16 protein-coding genes and 1 pseudogene are annotated in these 16651 nt (G+C 67.3%); 8 read left to right on the forward strand and 9 right to left on the reverse strand.

Annotated elements, in window-relative coordinates; genetic code table 11:
• The first annotated feature begins 34 nt into the window (after positions 1-34).
• Both CVM50_RS12375 and ntrX read left to right on the forward strand, forming a co-directional pair.
• Positions 35-2332 (forward strand): sensor histidine kinase NtrY-like, encoded by a 2298-nt coding sequence (locus CVM50_RS12375; protein WP_085886729.1) that lies wholly within the window; start codon positions 35-37, stop codon positions 2330-2332.
• Between the two features lie 16 nt (positions 2333-2348).
• Positions 2349-3767 carry a nitrogen assimilation response regulator NtrX gene (gene ntrX, locus CVM50_RS12380; RefSeq protein WP_085886730.1) on the forward strand — a complete coding sequence of 473 codons (1419 nt, stop codon included), beginning with the start codon at positions 2349-2351 and terminating at the stop codon, positions 3765-3767.
• Between the two features lie 22 nt (positions 3768-3789).
• Here ntrX and CVM50_RS12385 read toward each other — a convergent pair whose 3' ends face one another.
• The 3 genes from CVM50_RS12385 to abc-f all read right to left on the reverse strand — a co-directional run bounded on the left by CVM50_RS12385 (position 3790) and on the right by abc-f (position 6980).
• Positions 3790-4371, reverse strand: coding sequence for a retropepsin-like aspartic protease family protein (locus CVM50_RS12385; protein WP_085886731.1), 582 nt, complete (start codon positions 4369-4371; stop codon positions 3790-3792).
• Between the two features lie 31 nt (positions 4372-4402).
• Positions 4403-5056, reverse strand: a complete 654-nt coding sequence (locus tag CVM50_RS12390; protein WP_198431896.1) for a MarC family protein — start codon at positions 5054-5056, stop codon at positions 4403-4405.
• 67 nt (positions 5057-5123) lie between these two features.
• Complete coding sequence (gene abc-f, locus CVM50_RS12395) at positions 5124-6980, reverse strand: ribosomal protection-like ABC-F family protein (RefSeq protein WP_085886733.1); 1857 nt, start codon at positions 6978-6980, stop codon at positions 5124-5126.
• A 421-nt stretch (positions 6981-7401) separates the two neighbouring features.
• On the opposite strand from abc-f, the gene ndk reads away from it, so the two are divergent.
• Entirely contained in the window at positions 7402-7824 is a 423-nt protein-coding gene (gene ndk, locus CVM50_RS12400; RefSeq protein ID WP_085886734.1) for a nucleoside-diphosphate kinase, read from the forward strand.
• 85 nt (positions 7825-7909) lie between these two features.
• Here ndk and CVM50_RS12405 read toward each other — a convergent pair whose 3' ends face one another.
• The 4 genes from CVM50_RS12405 to CVM50_RS12420 form a co-directional block, all read right to left on the reverse strand.
• Positions 7910-8290 carry a DUF4112 domain-containing protein gene (locus CVM50_RS12405; RefSeq protein ID WP_232618236.1) on the reverse strand — a complete coding sequence of 127 codons (381 nt, stop codon included), beginning with the start codon at positions 8288-8290 and terminating at the stop codon, positions 7910-7912.
• A 1-nt stretch (position 8291) separates the two neighbouring features.
• Positions 8292-8474 carry a YqaE/Pmp3 family membrane protein gene (locus tag CVM50_RS12410; protein ID WP_200814175.1) on the reverse strand — a complete coding sequence of 61 codons (183 nt, stop codon included), beginning with the start codon at positions 8472-8474 and terminating at the stop codon, positions 8292-8294.
• A 116-nt stretch (positions 8475-8590) separates the two neighbouring features.
• Entirely contained in the window at positions 8591-8938 is a 348-nt protein-coding gene (locus CVM50_RS12415) for a TfoX/Sxy family DNA transformation protein (RefSeq protein ID WP_085886736.1), read from the reverse strand.
• 31 nt (positions 8939-8969) lie between these two features.
• Positions 8970-9206 carry a sulfurtransferase TusA family protein gene (locus CVM50_RS12420; RefSeq protein ID WP_085886737.1) on the reverse strand — a complete coding sequence of 79 codons (237 nt, stop codon included), beginning with the start codon at positions 9204-9206 and terminating at the stop codon, positions 8970-8972.
• 140 nt (positions 9207-9346) lie between these two features.
• On the opposite strand from CVM50_RS12420, the gene CVM50_RS12425 reads away from it, so the two are divergent.
• The 3 genes from CVM50_RS12425 to CVM50_RS12435 are packed head-to-tail and all read left to right on the forward strand — an operon-like array spanning position 9347 to position 12762.
• Entirely contained in the window at positions 9347-10096 is a 750-nt protein-coding gene (locus tag CVM50_RS12425; protein ID WP_085886738.1) for a cytochrome c biogenesis CcdA family protein, read from the forward strand.
• Between the two features lie 51 nt (positions 10097-10147).
• Positions 10148-11416, forward strand: coding sequence for a hypothetical protein (locus CVM50_RS12430; protein ID WP_085886739.1), 1269 nt, complete (start codon positions 10148-10150; stop codon positions 11414-11416).
• On the forward strand, positions 11413-12762 hold the full coding sequence (locus tag CVM50_RS12435; RefSeq protein ID WP_085886740.1) for a cytochrome P450: 1350 nt from the start codon (positions 11413-11415) through the stop codon (positions 12760-12762). The genes CVM50_RS12430 and CVM50_RS12435 overlap by 4 nt, the downstream gene beginning before the upstream one ends.
• Positions 12763-13187: 425 nt before the next feature.
• On the opposite strand, the pseudogene CVM50_RS12440 reads toward CVM50_RS12435, so the two are convergent.
• Positions 13188-13448 (reverse strand): annotated as a pseudogene (locus tag CVM50_RS12440) (FAD-dependent oxidoreductase); the annotation flags it as partial.
• 149 nt (positions 13449-13597) lie between these two features.
• Here CVM50_RS12440 and CVM50_RS12445 point away from each other — a divergent pair.
• Positions 13598-13858, forward strand: coding sequence for a hypothetical protein (locus CVM50_RS12445; RefSeq protein ID WP_143515570.1), 261 nt, complete (start codon positions 13598-13600; stop codon positions 13856-13858).
• Positions 13859-13910: 52 nt separating this feature from the next.
• Positions 13911-15086: a DUF2254 domain-containing protein gene (locus CVM50_RS12450; protein ID WP_085886743.1), complete on the forward strand. Its 1176-nt coding sequence runs from the start codon at positions 13911-13913 to the stop codon at positions 15084-15086.
• 151 nt (positions 15087-15237) lie between these two features.
• On the opposite strand, the gene CVM50_RS12455 is transcribed toward CVM50_RS12450, so the two are convergent.
• Positions 15238-16575 carry an HlyC/CorC family transporter gene (locus CVM50_RS12455; RefSeq protein ID WP_085886744.1) on the reverse strand — a complete coding sequence of 446 codons (1338 nt, stop codon included), beginning with the start codon at positions 16573-16575 and terminating at the stop codon, positions 15238-15240.
• Between the last annotated feature and the right edge of the window lie 76 nt (positions 16576-16651).

A 16651-nucleotide genomic window follows, 5' to 3' on the forward strand; every position in this document is an offset into this window, starting at 1 on the left:
GTCAGGGGACAAACCCTCGGCAGAGCCACTATATATGGCGTTGGCGCCAACGTGCGCCACATCAGGGTGGGAGTGGCCTGTGGCCTCTCGGGCACGACAATTGAACTGGAACCGGCTGACGCGCCTGCGTCGACAACGCCGTGTGCAGAATATCGCCACCCTCGGGCTGGTGCTTCTGGGGCCGGTTCTGGTGCTGTCCACCTTCCTTGTGCTGGGGCCGCTCGATCAGGGCGGCTCTTCCATGTCGCTGCGGCTGATCCTGCTGGCCGATTTCGTTTACGTAATGGTCGTGGCCGCCCTGGTGGCACAGCGCGTGGCGCGGATGATCGCGGCGCGGCGGGCGCAATCGGCAGGCTCGCGCCTGCACCTGCGGCTGACCGGGGTCTTCACCCTGATGGCGCTGATCCCGACGGTTTCCGTCGCCATCTTCGCCGCGCTGACCATCAACATCGGACTTGAAGGCTGGTTTTCCGACCGGGTGCGGGAGGTGGTCGGCACCTCGCTGGCCGCCGCCCGCGCCTATGAAGAAGAGCACCAGCAGGACCTGGCGCAGGACGCGCAGATCTTGGGCGCGGCGCTCGACTCGATCCGCGATGCGGATTTCTTCGTCGGCGACGGCGAGTTGCGCCAGGCCCTGTCCTCGGGGCAGTCGCAGATCCAGCGCGGCCTGGAAGAAGCCTACGTGATCGACGGCACGGGCGAGATCCGGGCGCGCGGCGAACGCAGCTATCTCTTCAACTACGAACAGCCCACGCCGGAACAGTTCCAGATCGCCCGGGACGAGGGCATCGCCATCATCAAGGACTGGGACAACAACGAGTTCCGCGCCCTGGTCCCGCTGCGCCGCTTCGCCGACCGGATGCTCTATGTCACCCGGGCCGTCGACGGGTCCATCCTGAACCTTCTCGACGACACGCAGGAGACGGTGCAGCTCTACCAGCAGCTGGAGAATGAACGCGGTCGGGTCCTGTTCGAATTCGCGCTTCTGTACCTAGGGTTCGCGGTGATCCTGATCCTGGCGGCGATCTGGCTAGGCCTGTGGTTCGCCGAACGGCTGTCGCGGCCCGTGGGGCGCCTGACCTCGGCCGCACAGCAGGTCGGCAGCGGCGATCTGGACGTGCGTGTCTACGAGGAAAGCGGCAACGACGAGTTCTCGCAACTCTCTCGCTATTTCAACCAGATGACCCGCGAGTTGAAGAGCCAGCGCGAGGAGCTGCTGGAGAATACCGCCCAGATCGAGGCGCGGCGGCGGCTGTTCGATTCCGTCCTCAGCTCCGTCACCTCCGGGGTGGTCGGGCTGGATGTCGAGGGGCGGGTCACCTTCGTCAACCGCTCCGCCGAGACCCTGCTGGGCTGGGACGAGCAGCACGAGGCGCGACCCCTGTCGGTCGCGGTGCCGGAGTTCGGACCGCTCTTCGACACGCTGCGCAAGAGCCGCGGTCAGGTCGTTCAGGAAGAGATCAAGGTCAGCCGCAACGGCCGGCTGGAGAACCTGCTGGTGCGCATGTCCACGCGGCGCAATGCCAAGGGCAAGCGCGAGGGCTACGTGGTGGCCTTCGACGACGTGACCGACCTCGTGTCGGCGCAGCGGATGGCGGCCTGGGGGGACGTGGCCCGGCGCATCGCCCATGAGATCAAGAATCCGCTGACCCCGATCAAGCTGTCGGCGGAGCGCATCAAGCGCAAGTTCGGTCGTCACCTGGAACCGCCGCTGGACGCGGATCTGGACAGCCTGACCCAGGTGATCATGCGCCAGACCGACGACCTGCGCCGCATCGTCGACGAATTCAGCAAGTTCGCCCGCATGCCGGAACCGACCCGCCGCGACGAGGACCTGACGGAGCTGCTGCGCGGGGCGGTCCTGTTGCAGCAATCCGGCCAGCCGCAGGTCGCGATCTCCGCCGATCTGCCGGAGGAGCAGCTGCGGGCCGAACTGGATGCGACGATGATCAGTCAGGCGCTGACCAACCTCATCAAGAATGCCGGCGAGGCGACCGAGAGCCTTGTCGAACGCGGGGCCCCCGATGGCTGGTCCCCCGAAATCCGCGTCAGCCTGACGCGGGAAGACCAGAGCGGCCAGCCCGTGGCCGAAATCCGCATCGCCGACAATGGGATCGGCCTGCCGGAGGACCGGGCGCGGCTGTTCGAACCCTACGTGACGACACGGGACAAGGGCACGGGTCTCGGCCTGCCCATCGTGAAGAAGATCATTGAAGAACACGGCGGCACCTTGAGCCTTGAAGACGCGGCGCCCTTTGGGGATGGGGCGCATCGCGGGGCCATGGCCGTGGTCCGGTTGCAGCTGCAGCCGTTGCCGGAGGCCGCCGAATGACAGGCAAGAGGACAAGATGAGCGATATTCTCATTGTGGATGACGAGCGCGATATCCGCGAACTGATCTCGGACATCCTGCAGGACGAGGGTTATGCCACCCGCATGGCGGCCAATTCCGATGAATGCATGGGCGAGGTGACCGAAGAGGCGCCGGCGCTAATGATCCTGGATATCTGGCTTAAGGACAGCCAGATGGATGGCATCGACATCCTGAAGACGGTGAAGCGGGACTACCCCGATGTGCCGATCATCATCATCTCCGGGCATGGCAACATCGAACTGGCGGTCGCGGCGATCAAGCAGGGCGCCTACGACTTCATCGAGAAGCCGTTCAACATCGACCAGCTGCTGGTGGTCATCCGCCGGGCCATGGAAACCAGCCGCCTGCGGCGCGAGAATTCGGCGCTGAAACGTGGCGGCGGTGAAGCGGCGGAGATGATCGGTACCTCGGCCGCCTTCCGCGCCATGGTCAGCCAGCTCGACAAGGTCACGAAATCCAACGGCCGCGTCATGCTGACCGGCCCGTCCGGGTCGGGCAAGGAGGTGGCGGCGCGCTATGTTCACGTCAATTCCGCCCGCGCCGATGCGCCCTTCGTCGTGGTCAACTGTGCCCAGATCGAAGCCGACCGGATGGAAGAGGTCCTCTTCGGGCGCGAAAGCAGCGACCGGGGGATCGAGCCGGGGCTCCTGGAGCAGGCAGACGGCGGCATCGTCTACCTCGACGAGGTGGCGGACATGCCGAACGGCACGCAGTCGAAGATCCTGCGCGTGCTGGTCGATCAGCAGTTCCTGCGCGTCGGCGGGGCGGAGAAGATCAAGGTGGACCTGCGGGTGCTGTCCTCGACCTCCCGCGACCTGGAGGCGGAGATCGCCGCAGGGAACTTCCGGCAGGAGCTCTATCACCGGCTGAACGTCGTGCCGGTCGCCGTGCCGGCCCTGGCGGAGCGGCGCGAGGACATCCCGCTTCTGGCCGCCCATTTCATCGAGACGCTGCACCGCACCCAGGGCCTGCCCAACCGGGCGCTGTCGGACGAGGCGGCGGCGCTGATGCAGACGCTGACCTGGCCGGGCAACGTGCGCCAGCTGCGCAACGTGATCGAACGGATCCTGATCCTGGGCGAGGGCACGGCCCCGATCGACGTGGCCGAGGTGCCTGCCGACGAGGAACGCCCGGGCGACGGCGACAGCCGCGTGGTGATGTCCGGCGCCCTGGCCATGCTGCCCCTACGCGAGGCGCGCGAGGCGTTTGAACGAGAATATCTGCTGACGCAGATCAACCGCTTCGGCGGCAACATCTCGAAGACCGCCCAGTTCGTCGGAATGGAGCGAAGCGCGCTGCACCGCAAGCTGAAGAGCCTGAACGTGGTGACCACCAACCGCGCGGGCTCGCGCTACGCCCGGATCGAGGATACCGAGACCTCCGCAGCGGAGTGATCCGCCGGGCAGGCCATGCGGATCACCGCGTCAGGCGCAGGGCGCCGCCGGCGATCTCGATATGGGAAAAGCGCGACAGGTAGGACATGCCCAGAAGCGGCATGTCCTGTTCGCCTTCATTGACCATCGCGCGCACATCGCGATCCGTGACCCCGCCCAGGGTCACCGACTCCAGCCGCACGGGCGCCGTGCGCACCGTGCCGTTGGCCGTGCCCGCGCGGCCCGAGTAGATCAGCCGATCCATGTCGATCCCCGCCGCCCGCGCGGCCTCACGGGTCAGCACGACGTCGGTGGCGCCGGTGTCGACAAGGAAGGTCATTGGTTCGCCGTTGACCTCCAGCCGGGCGTAATAATGCCCGTCGGCCTGTTGTGGCAGGGTGATCTGGCGCCCGCTCTCGGCCACAGTTTGCGCCGGGCGGATCGTGGTGCGAACTTGATCCCACAGCCCGATCCCGGCGATCACCGCGACGAAGATCAGCGCCCAGAGCACCGCATGGCGCGCCATCTGTCCGATCCGGTCGCGGTTCGAGACGAAGAAATAGCCGCCAATGGCGGCCAGCATCAGCCCGAGATAGGCCAGGTTACCGATGTCGATACTGCTCATAGGCTGGATATAGGGGGGCAGGGCGCCGCTGTCACCCGGCACCGGCCGCGAAACCGAAGGCCTTCAGCCCGTCGAGGACGAACTGCACCGACAGCGCTGCCAGCAGCATGCCCAGAAGGCGGGTCACAACGTTGATGCCGGTGCGCCCCAGCAGACGTTCCAGCAGGCCCGCGGTCAGCGCCAGCACGAAAACCGCCGCGACCACCACCAGCGTCACCGCCAGCGTCAGGCCCAGCCCGGCCCAGCCGGGGTTCTGCCCGGCCAGCAGGATCACCGTGGCGATGGCACCGGGTCCCGCGATCAGCGGGATGGCCATGGGAAAGACCGAAGGGTCGGCCTCATCCTCGGGGTGGCTGTCGTGTTCGGCTTCCGCTGCCTCGCTCTGATCCTCCCGCCGCTTGGTACGGCGTTCGAACAGCATGTCCAGCGCGGTGAGAAACAGCAGCATCCCGCCCGCGATGCGGAAGGCGGGCATCGAGATCCCGATGAATCCCAGCACCTGTTCGCCGAAGACGGTGAAGACCGCCAGGATGCCGAAGGCGATCACGCAGGCACGCAGCGCGATCTCGCGCCGCCGCCGCGCCGTCTGCCCCTGGGTAAGCGCCGCAAAGATCGGCGTCAGCCCGATGGGGTCGATGATCACGAATAGCGTGACGAAGGCAGTGATCAGAAAGGCGCTGTCCAAGATGCTCTCCCCTTTGGTCCACGCAGGATGTCAGGGGCCGGGCGGCGGGGCAAGCCGCCACCCGGCGTCAGGCCTCCGCCGCCTCCAGTTTTTCCAGTGCGCTGATCCAGAGGGTTTCCGCCTTGTTCATGGCGTCGCGGACCTCGGCGTACTTCTTGTTCCAGACCTCCAGCTCGCCGGCCTTGCCGTCCTCGTAAAGCGCGGGGTCCGACAGCTTTTTCGACAGCTTGTCGGCCATCTCCTCCAGCTTCTTCACCCGGTCCTCGCACTTGCGCGCCTCGGACCGCAGGGCCAGCACCTGATCGCGCGACGGGCGCTTCGGCTTGGGCTTCGCCGCCTCCTTCTTTTCTTTCTCCGCAGGTTTGTTGCCCTGCAGCAAAAGCTGGCGGTAGCTTTCCAGGTCGCCCTCGTAGGGTGCCACGCGGCCGTCCTTCACCAGCCACAGCCGGTCGGCCACCAGCGACAACAGGTGCATGTCGTGGCTGACCAGAATCACGGCGCCGGTGTAATCGGTCAGCGCCTCCACCAGGGCTTCGCGGCTTTCGATATCCAGGTGGTTGGTCGGTTCGTCGAGGATCAGCATATGCGGCGCATCCAGCGTCGCCAGCAGCAGCGACAGCCGCGCCTTCTGTCCGCCGGACAACTTGCCGACCAGCGTTTCCGCCTGTTCCGCCCCCACGCCGAAGCCCGCCAGCCGCGCGCGCAGTTGCGCCGGCGCCTCGTTCGGACGCTCGCGCCGGACGTGGTCGATGGGGGTCTCGTCCAGGTGCAGCTCCTCGACCTGGTGCTGGGCGAAGAACCCGATCCGAAGCTTCGAGCTCTTGACGATATCGCCGTCCATGGCCTCCAGCCGGCCCGACAGCAGCTTCGACAGGGTCGACTTGCCCTCGCCGTTACGGCCCAGCAGGGCGATCCGGTCGTCCTGGTCGATCCGCAGGTCCAGGTTCCGCAACACCGCCTTGCCGTCATAGCCGACCGAGACACCCTCGGTCTTCAGGATCGGCGGCGACAGCTCCTCGGGCTGGGGGAAGCTGAACCGACGCATCGCCGCTTCCTGCGGGCGGGTGATCGGCGTCATCTTCTCCAGCGCCTTGACGCGGGACTGGGCCTGCTTGGCCTTGGAGGCCTTGGCCTTGAACCGGTCGACGAAGCTCTGCAGGTGCGCGCGGCGCGCCTCCTGCTTGCTGGCCTCGGCCTCGGCCACAGCGATCTTGGCGGCGCGGGTCTTGGCGAAGGTGTCGTAGCCGCCGGTGTAAAGGGTCAGCTTCTTGTCTTCCAGGTGCAGGATATGGCCCACGGCGCGGTTCAGCAGGCCCCGGTCGTGGGAGATGACCAGTACCGTGTGCGGGTAGCTGGCCAGGTAGCTTTCCAGCCAGAGCGCGCCTTCGAGGTCGAGATAGTTGGTCGGTTCGTCCAGAAGCAGCACGTCAGGCTGGGCGAAGAGCACGCCCGCCAGCGCCACGCGCATCCGCCAGCCGCCCGAGAAGGCGGAGCAGGGCATCTGCTGTTCCGTGTCGTTGAACCCCAGCCCCTTGAGGATGCTGGCCGCGCGGCCCTCGGCGGACCAGGCGTCGATGTCGGCCAGCCGGGTCTGAATGTCGGCGATGCGCGTGCTGTCCGTGGCGGTCTCCGCCTCTGCCATCAGCGCGGCGCGTTCCGTGTCGGAGGCCAGCACCGTGTCGATCAGGCTCACCTCGTTGCCCGGCACCTCCTGGGCGACACCGCCGATGCGGGCGCGGGCGGGCAGGGTGATCTCGCCCCCGTCCAGGGTCAGCTCGCCCCGGATCAGACGGAACAGCGTGGTCTTGCCGGTGCCGTTGCGGCCGACGATGCCCACCTTGTGGCCTTCGGGAATGGTGGCGGAGGCCTCTTCGAGGAGAGGACGGCCGGCGACGGAATAGGAAATGGAGGAGATACGCAGCATGGACGCTCTGTGACACCCGGCGCGGGGGGCGTCAATCGGCTGCGCGCAGGGCAGCCGCGAAGAACCACGCTTTCGCGTCGGCGCCTGCCGTTTGGCCCGCCATGCGGCGCGGGCTGACAGGACAGGGGGCCCGTCGCCCGTTCCGGGCGATGCCTCCGGCGGGAGTATTTTTGGCCTGCGTATGAGGTGGAAGAGGGCCTTGGCGCAAAGTAGACCCAAGGCGCGCGCCTTCCTTCTATACGTTGGCCAGAAATACTCCGGGGGAGGCTCCGCTTGCGGAGCCGGGGGCAGCGCCCCCCTGCCACGGCGGCCGCAGCGCCCACATACACGCTTTTCAAAGCGCCATCCTCATGCTACCCGGACCCGGATTTTACCGGCGGGGCGCAAGGGCGCCTTGCCCGACTGACAAGAGGACAGTGACATGGCCATCGAACGTACCCTTTCGATCATCAAGCCCGACGCCACCCGCCGCAACCTGACCGGCAAGATCAACGCCAAGTTCGAAGATGCCGGCCTGCGCATCATCGCGCAGAAGCGCATCCAGCTGACCGAAGCCCAGGCTGGCAAGTTCTACGAAGTGCACAAGGAACGCCCCTTCTACGGTGAGCTGTGCGAGTTCATGGCCTCCGCGCCGGTCGTCGTGCAGGTTCTGGAAGGCGAGAACGCCATCGCCAAGAACCGCGAAGTGATGGGCGCCACCAACCCCGCCGACGCGGCCCCGGGCACCGTCCGCGCCGAGTTTGCCGAATCCGTCGGTGAGAACTCCGTGCACGGCTCCGACGCGCCGGAAACCGCGGCAGAGGAAATCGCCTTCTACTTCTCCGGTCTCGAACTGGTCGGCTGAACCACGCGATCTGATCGCCAGACATGAGAAAGCCCCGGCGCCGCGATGCGCCGGGGCTTTTTCGTCGCTGATGCCGGCTCGGTTCTCACACGCCTTCCAAGTGTCGGCGGATCAGGGCGACGTTGCGCAGGTTGCCCTTCCAGCCGACGTCGAAGATGTCACCGAACAGTGGGATGGAGCCGACGATCCAGTCGATCCCGGCATTGCCCACCATTTGCGCCACCCGGTAGCGGGGAAGCCCCATGCGGTGCGCTTCCAGGATGATCCAGGCAGCCGGGGCGAGGGCCGCCGTATCCCCGATGCCGGGCAGCAGACCCACGATAGAATCCCAGCCGAAGCGGATGTTCGTCCCGGGCAGGCGGAAGGCGCGGTCCATCCGGTCCGCCAGCCGTTCCAGGCGCCGCAGCCTTGCCAGGGCCTCGGCCCGGCTCGGCCCCTCCATGATCTGTGCGGCGGTCGCTGTCATGTCAGTCGCGCAGGATGATGTAGAGCGCGTGGATGATGCCGGGGATCCAGCCCAGCAGGGTCAGGATGATGCTGAACCAGAAATGCTTGCCCAGGCCCACCTGGAAGAAGACGCCAAGCGGCGGCAGGATGAAGGCCAGGAGGACGCGGATGATATCGCCACCCACACTGTCAGTACGTTCCATACTCATGATCTCGGTCTCCCGAATTGCGGTGTCTCTTCGTTAGGGACACAACGCGAAACGCTGCCGGGAGTTCCATTCTGCACCGGACGCGGGCCCGTGCGTCCGCCTCCGGCCCCTCAGCGGTCAAGGCCGATCTCGCTCATGAACCGTCGCAGTCCGGCAGGCAGGGCCTGGGCACCCTCTCCCTCCGCTGGATCCTCCAGCCGGGCGCGCACCGCCTCGTACCGGGCGCGCAGGGCGTCCTTCTCGGCACCCCGCGCATCCTGCCAGGGGCGCCCCTGCAGCCCCATAACCAGCGATAGATATGCGGCGAAATGCGCCGTCATTCCGGCGCGCAGGGCCGCCAGGTAGGCCGCATCGGCCCCCGCCTCGCGCAGCGCCTCGGCCGAGGTGATCCCGGCCCGTCCGAAGGCGGTTTCCATGGCCGGGCCAAGGTTGCGGATGCTGCGAATGGGCGTGCTCATGAGGCGTTTCTGCGCGCCTGGGGGGACGTGGTCAAGCTCTCACTCCCCGCCGGATCTCGAAGAGATGGCCGTCGGACTCCTCGCGCGCGATCAGCAGGTCATGGCCTGCCTCGCGACAGAAGTGCGGCATGTCGATCTGCGCCATGGGATCATCGGCCCGAAGCCGCAGGACCGTCCCGGGCGCCATGGCCCGCAGCGCCTTCTGTGCCCTGAGGACAGGCAGGGGGCAGCGCAGCCCCCGGGCATCTATCTCGACGATCTCGCTCATCCCGCCTGCCTAGGCCGCCCCGATCCTCCTGTCCAGATACCGACCGCAGGCGAAGGGCGCAGACTGCCCTTGCCGCCTCCACACGCCCCTGTGACAGGATGGCAGGTGACGGCCCCCGCCGAAGACGCTAGGCAGGTCGCATGTTCGGAATCGAGATCATGGACGCCGCGCTTCTGCCGGCGATGCTGGTGGCAGCGGTGGCAGGGATCATTTCCTTCCTCAGCCCCTGCGTGCTGCCTATCGTGCCGCCCTACCTGGCCTATATGTCGGGGGTGTCCCTGACCGAGCTGGGCCAGCGTGGGTCCCGGGCGCGGGCGTTTCTGCCGGCGCTGTTCTTCGTGCTGGGCCTGTCGACCGTCTTTCTGTTCCTCGGTTTCGCGGCCTCGGCCATCGGCACTGTCTTCCTGCGCTACCAGGAATGGTTCAACGTGGTGGCCGGCATCGTGGTGATGATCTTCGGGGCGCATTTCGTCGGCGTCTATCGCATCGGCTTTCTCGACCGCGAGGCGCGGCTGGACGCGGGCGACCAGGGCGGATCGGCCTTTGGCGCCTATGTGCTGGGCCTCGCCTTCGCCTTCGGCTGGACGCCCTGCATCGGACCGCAACTGGGCGCGATTCTCAGCCTGGCGGCGCAGGAGGCCTCGCTGGCGAGGGGCACGGCGCTTCTGGCGGTCTACGCGGCGGGCCTCGGCATTCCCTTCCTGCTGGTAGCGGCTTTCCTGCCGCGGCTGACCGGCCTCATGGGCTGGATGAAACGCCACATGGAACAGATCGAGCGGGTCATGGGCCTGCTGCTGTGGACCATCGGGCTGATGATGCTGACAGGCGGCTTCTCCCGCTTCTCCTACTGGCTGCTGGAGACCTTTCCTGCCCTCGCGCTGCTCGGTTAACGCCTTACACCGGCCCGATTCCTTCGCTATCGTGGCGCCCGGAGAGGCGACATGAGCAGCAACACCGAAACCGTGCCCACGACCTGCGCCGCGCCCCCGGGCCAGGTGCGCCGGCGTCATGTCTTCTACATACCCGGCTACGACCCGATCCATCCGCGCCGCTACCGCGAGCTCTACCGCAAGGAAGGCGCCGACCAGGCGCGCATCTCGGGCTACGAGATCGACCTGCGCGCCCGCACCGCCGGCGACGGCCCCTATGGATGGGAGGTGACGGGCAGGATCGAGAACGCCGAGGTCGAGGCACGGATCGACGTGCTGATCTGGTCCGACATCGTGCGCAACTCCATGGGCCACGGGATCGCCGCCACCTACCTGCAGCTTCTGCGCACGGCCTGGGCCTATATCTCCACCGGAGCGCTGTTCCGGCTGATGCGGCTACGCAAGGGGCCGGTGATCGCGGCGCTTTATCCGGTGGGGTTCCTGCTGTTGCAACTGGCGCTGGCCCTGGGCCTCGGCTGGGGCCTGAGTGTGCTGGTCAGCGAAGCCGCGCGGGCGCTCGGGGCAGGGGGCGTGGCGCCGGTTTCGGGGATCGTCGCGGGGCTGGCGCTGGCCGCCGCGATCCTGCGCTGGTTCAAGCGCAAGGATGGCAAGTTCTTCGCCTATTACCTGATGCATGATTACGCCTTCTCGGCCCGCTACCGCGGCGCCAACCCGCCCGCGCTGGAGGTCCGCATGGAGGCCTTTCGCGCCCAGATCGCCGCGGCCCTTCAGGGCGAGGTCGACGAGGTGCTGGTGGTCGGCCACAGTTCCGGCGCCCATTTGGCGGTGTCGATCCTGGCGGACCTGATCCGCGCGGGCGAGCGGCCCGATAATGGCCCGACGCTGTCCTTCCTGTCCCTGGGGCAGGTCGTGCCCATGGTCAGCTTCCTGCCGCGCGCGGGACGCCTGCGCGCCGACCTGGCCTTCCTCTCGGCCCGCGACGATCTGTTCTGGCTCGACGTGACTGCGCCGGGCGACGGCTGCGCCTTCGCGCTCTGTGATCCGGTGGCCGTGACCGGTGTCGCGCCGCCGGACCAGAGCGGGCCTCTGGTGATCTCCGCCGCCTTCACCCAGACCCTGAGCCCCGAACGCTGGCAGCAGCTGAAACGGCGTTTCTTCCGGCTGCATTTCCAGTACCTCTGCGCCTTCGACAGGCCCGGCGACTACGACTACTTCCGCATCACTGCCGGCCCCCGAACGCTGGCCGGCCGCTTCGCCGGGCGCGCGCCCTCGAAAAGCCGGATCACCCGGGCGGTGAACCGCTTCCGGTGCCTGTCATGAGACCGCCGAAGCCCCCGTCGCGCCCTCATCGCGTCTCGCTCTGGCGTTATGCGAAGCTCTTTCGCGCCGACATTCTCTCGGCACAGCCCGCGCGCCTTTATCGCGCCTGGATGGCCGAGTTCCGCACGCCCTTCTTCCGCTCCTTCCTGGCGAACCAGCCGGAGCTGGTGAAGACGGTGCTGAAGGATCGCCCCCGCGATTTTCCCAAGTCGAACCGCGTGGGCGAGGGGCTGCGCCCGGTGCTGGGCAACTCGGTCTTCCTGACCAATGGCGCCACCTGGGAACGTCAGCGGCGGATCATCGACCCAGCCTTTGAAGGCGGGCGGCTGCGTGACACTTTTCCGGCGATGCAGGCCGCCGCCCTGGCCTGTGCGGACCGTCTGGCGGCGCAGGCGGGGCAAGAGGTGGAGATAGAGGAGGAGGCCAGCCACGCCGCCGCCGACGTAATCTTCCGCACGCTCTTTTCGATCCCCATCGAGCATGAGGTCGCCGCCCGCGTTTTCCGCCGCTTCCGTGACTACCAGCGGGCCCAGCCGATCCTGAACTTGGCGGCCTTCGTACCTCTGCCGCGCTGGATGCCGCGGTTTATCCCGCGCGAGGCGAAACGCGCAGGTGCCGAGATCCGCACCCTGATCCGCGGGTTGTGCGAGACGCGTCTGGAGGAGATCGCCGCGGGCACCGCCCCAGACGATCTGGCCACCAAGATCATGACCACGTCCGATCCGGAGACGGGGGAGACCTTCACCACCGAGGAGATGGTGGACCAGGTGGCGATCTTCTTCCTGGCGGGGCACGAGACCTCGGCCTCGGCCCTCGGCTGGACGCTCTACCTCCTGGCGCTGTTCCCCGAATGGCAGGATCGGGTGGCGGAGGAGGTCGCACAGGCGGGGGGGCTGGAGTTCCCCGATATCGCAAAGCTGCGCCTGACCCGAGACGTCTTCCGCGAGGGGCTGCGCCTCTACCCGCCGGTGCCGATGATGGTGCGGGAGGCGGCCTGTCCCGAGCACTTTCGCGACCGCGACGTGCCGAAGGGCAGCCAGATCGTCCTCAGCCCCTGGCACCTGCACCGCCACGAACGCCTGTGGGAAAAACCGGATGATTTCGACCCGGCCCGCTGGCAGACGGAGAATGGACGCAGCTGCCTGCGCGAGGCCTTCATTCCCTTCAGCGCGGGCGCCCGGGTCTGCACGGGAGCGGGTTTCGCCATGCTGGAGGGGCCGCTGCTGATGGCCGAGATCCTACGTCGGGTCCGTGTCGCGCCCGCTGCCGGGCGCCCGCCAGAGCCGGTGGCGCATCTGACGGTGCGCAGCCGCACGGGCATCTGGTTGCAGCTGGAGCACAGGTAAGGGGGCTGCCGCCCCCGCCCGCCTGCGGCGGACTCCCCCGCGAGTATTTTCGCCGAAGTGAAGCCAAGGTGGTCGGCCCTTTCATGGCCCCGGACCCCCGATGAGAGGCCGTTGCAATACTCCAACGTCGAACACCTTCTGGGCGCAGGGCGGGCGTCCTTCTCCCCTGTCTTCACTTCGTCCGAAATACTCCGGGGGGAGCCGCAGGCGGGGGGGCAGCGCCCCCTTCGCCCTCAGCCTTTCATGCGCTGCGCCTGCGCGTTCAATTCGGTCTGCGCAATGGCCGTCGCGCGGCGCATCGGCCCAGGATCTCGATCTCCACCTCTATACCCGTCACAACCCTGTCTCGGCGGGCGGACGGTCGGACGAATACTCGCGCAGCCAGGAGCCGAACAGGCGGTCGAGGCGCGGCGACATCATCGCCCGCCTCCCGAAAGGCCCCCTTCCTCCTGGCGCAGGTCGCTTTCGCTGGCGGCGATCGACAACATGGGGTGTTCGCTGTCACGCCCATAAATCTCCGGGACGTCGTCGGTGACGATGCAGTGGCGTTCCATCGGAATCAGCGGCACGTAGACGCCCGCCATGGCCGCCACTTCCCGCGCCCAGAGGCCGCCGGCGTTGACTACGTGGTCCGCATGCACCGTGCCCTTGCCTGTCACCACGCCTCAGGTGCCATCAGGGCGTGGTTTGGCGAAGACCGACGCCGGGCGTCGCGGACGGCCAAGGGCAGGGCGGTGTCTGGCGGAAACTCCAGAGGGATCGAGGTGACCCGACGGACAATTGCGCAATGCCCCGTGAACGTAGAGAGTGACGGCGGGAGATGGGGGGAAGGTTCATGAGAAAAGGTTTTCGCACCGCCGCTATGGCGCTGGTCCTGGCGGGTGGCATCTTGCCGGGCGTCGGGGCGCTGGCACAGGGAGCGGCCGTCCAGCCGCCGGCGCCGACGCCATTGGCGCGACTGACGGACCTGCTGCCCGCCCCGGCTCTGCCTGCGGCCTGCTGCAAGGTCTGCCGCAAGGGCAAGGCCTGCGGTGACAGCTGCATCAGCCGCAGCTACAGCTGCCACAAGGGGCCGGGCTGCGCCTGCGACGGCTGACGCTTTTCCTGCCGTGCGGCCGTGCTAGATCAGGGTCAAAGGAGACCCGTTCATGTTGCCCTCGCTGTTGCGCAAACTCCACGAATTCTCGCGCCGGCTGGTGGTGCGTGTGGTTCTGATCGCCCTGCTGGCCTTCCTGGCCCTGGGCCTGGCGAAACTGGGCGCCCGGCTGATCCCCGACGGGATAGACCCCTTCGTGGGCGGCGACGCGGTGGACAACATCCTGTCGGTGATCGCCAATTCGATGCTGACGGTCACCACTTTCTCACTGACGGTGATGGCGGCGGCGCATCGCATGGTCTCGACCAGCTGGACGCCGCGCGCCCACCAGATGCTGCTGCAGGACACCACGACGCATACGGTGCTGGCGACCTTCGTCGGCGCCTACCTCTATGCGCTTTCGGCGATCATCCTGCGCGATCTCGACATCTTCGCCGGGCCGGGGCTGATCGTCCTCTTCGGGATGACCCTGCTGGTGGTCGGGCTGATCGTGGTGGCGATCATCCGCTGGATCTCCCACCTGGAAATGCTGGGCAGCCTGATCAACACCGCCCAGCGGATTGAGGACAGCACCCTGGCCGCCCTGCGCCTGCGCGCCGAGGCACCCTGCCTGGGCGCCCATCCGCTGGATCCCGACACTGTGCCCGAGAGTGCCGTCCCCCTGCACGCCCCGGAAAGCGGCTACGTCCAGACGATCTATCAGGACCGACTACAGGCGGCGGCGGAGGAGGCCGAGGGGCGGATCTGGCTGATGCACCCGGTGGGCACCCACATCCACCGCGGCGACGTGCTGGCCCGCTTCGACGGCGATGCCGAGGCGCTGGAACAGGCGATCACGACCAACGTGGTCATCGGGTCGCTACGCAACTTCGACCAGGACCCCGGTTTCGGCCTGACCTGCCTTAGCGAAATCGGCGTCCGGGCGCTGTCCCCCGGGGTCAACGACCCGGGCACCGCGCTGGACATGCTGCACCGGATCGCGCGCGTCCTGCTGGCGGTCGACGGCTCCTTCACCGCACCGGAAGAGGCCCGCCATGACCGCCTGTGGTTGCCGCCCCTCGACACCGCAGGGATGACACGTGAAATCCTCGCGCCGATCCTTTCGGACGGCGCCGATCGCCGAGAGTTGACGCAGCCGATCGAAAAGGCCCTGACCGCCCTCGCACGTCATGAGGATCCGGGTATCGCCCGGGTCGCCCGCGACCTGCAGTCCGACCAGGGCAGCTGACACCCCACGCGGGCCCCGGGCGCCAAGACCCCCGTCTTCACTTCGTCGAAAATACCTCCGGGGGAGTCGTCCGCAGGGCGACGGGGGCAGAGCCCCCTTCCCGTCGTTTCATCGCCGACCAGCGGCGGGGGCAGCGCCCTCCACCTCCGCCTCAGCCCGCGTTCAGCAGCCGGATCCGCAGCCGCGTCAGCCGGTTTTCCTTCCGCGCGGCCACCTCGAAGCGGAAGCCATGGAAGGAAAAGACCTGGCCCACGGTCGGGATCGTCTGCGCCTCGTGGATCACGAGGCCGGCGATGGTGTTGGCCTCTTCGTCCGGCAGGGACCAGTCCATCGCACGGTTGAGGTCGCGGATGGTCATGGCGCCGTCGACGACGAAGGTGCCGTCCTCGGTCTTGCGCACGGTATGTTCGGCGGTGGCCGGGTCGAATTCATCGGTGATCTCCCCGACGATCTCTTCGAGGATGTCTTCCAGCGTGATCAGCCCCTGCAGGGCGCCGTATTCATCCACCACCAGGGCGAAATGAGTGCGCATGTGCAGGAACTGCCGCATCTGCTCGTCCAGAGAGGTCGTATCGGGGATGAAGTAGGGCTTCATCATCACGTCGGTGATCTTGAAATCCTTCAGCGCCTCGGCCGGGTTCTCGGAATTGGTCGCCAGGGTGTAGGTGGCGCGGAACAGGTCCTTGGCGTGGATCGTGCCGACGATGTTTTCCGGATCGCCTTCGTAGACGGGCAGGCGGGTGTGGTTGGAGTGCAGACACTGCGACAGGATCTCCTGCGCGCTGTCGGCGGCGTTGATCATCTCGATGCGCGAGCGGTGCAGCATGATCTCTTCCACCGTGCGTTCGCCCAGGTCCAACGCGCCGAGGATCCGGTCGCGGTCCTCCTTCTCCACCACGCCCTCGGAATGGCCGAGGTTCAGCGCGCCCGCGATCTCCTCGCGCACCGCCAGGATCTGGCTGTCGGGGTCGGTTCTCACCCCGAAAATGCGCAGCACGCCGCGCACCAGCCAGCGGACCAGGGCGACGACCGGGGCGAATATGGCGATGACGAAGGCAATGGGCCCGGAGACACGGCTGGCCGCGGTTTCGGCATTGGTGATCGCATAGGTCTTGGGCAGCACCTCGGCGAAGATCAGCACCAGCAGGGTCATCACCAGAGTGGCGATGGCCACGCCGCTGTCCCCGAAGACGCTGGTGAACAGTGCCGTGGTCAGAGAGGTCGCCAAGATGTTGACCAGGTTGTTGCCCAGCAGGACGGAGCCGATCAGCTTCTCATTGTCCTCGGTGATCTCCAGCGCCCGTTCCGCGCCGCGCGATCCCTTGTCGGCGAGGCCCCGCAGCTTGCCGCGGCTGGCCGCCGTCAGCGCGGTTTCCGAGCCGGAGAAGAAGGCGGAGAAGACCAGAAGCCCCAGGATCGCCGCGGCGGTGATCCAGAAGGCCGCATCCATCGCGGCCACGCCCATCAGTGCAGAGCTAGCGTCGTCCATGTTTTCTCCTGTGCTGTGCGCTGGTTATGGGCACCGCGGGCGCCGGGTTCAAGGGCGCGGGCCGCCGAACGCGCGT

The sequence above is a fragment of the Pseudooceanicola marinus genome, assembly GCF_002786295.1.
Classification (GTDB): Bacteria; Pseudomonadota; Alphaproteobacteria; order Rhodobacterales; family Rhodobacteraceae; genus Pseudooceanicola; species Pseudooceanicola marinus.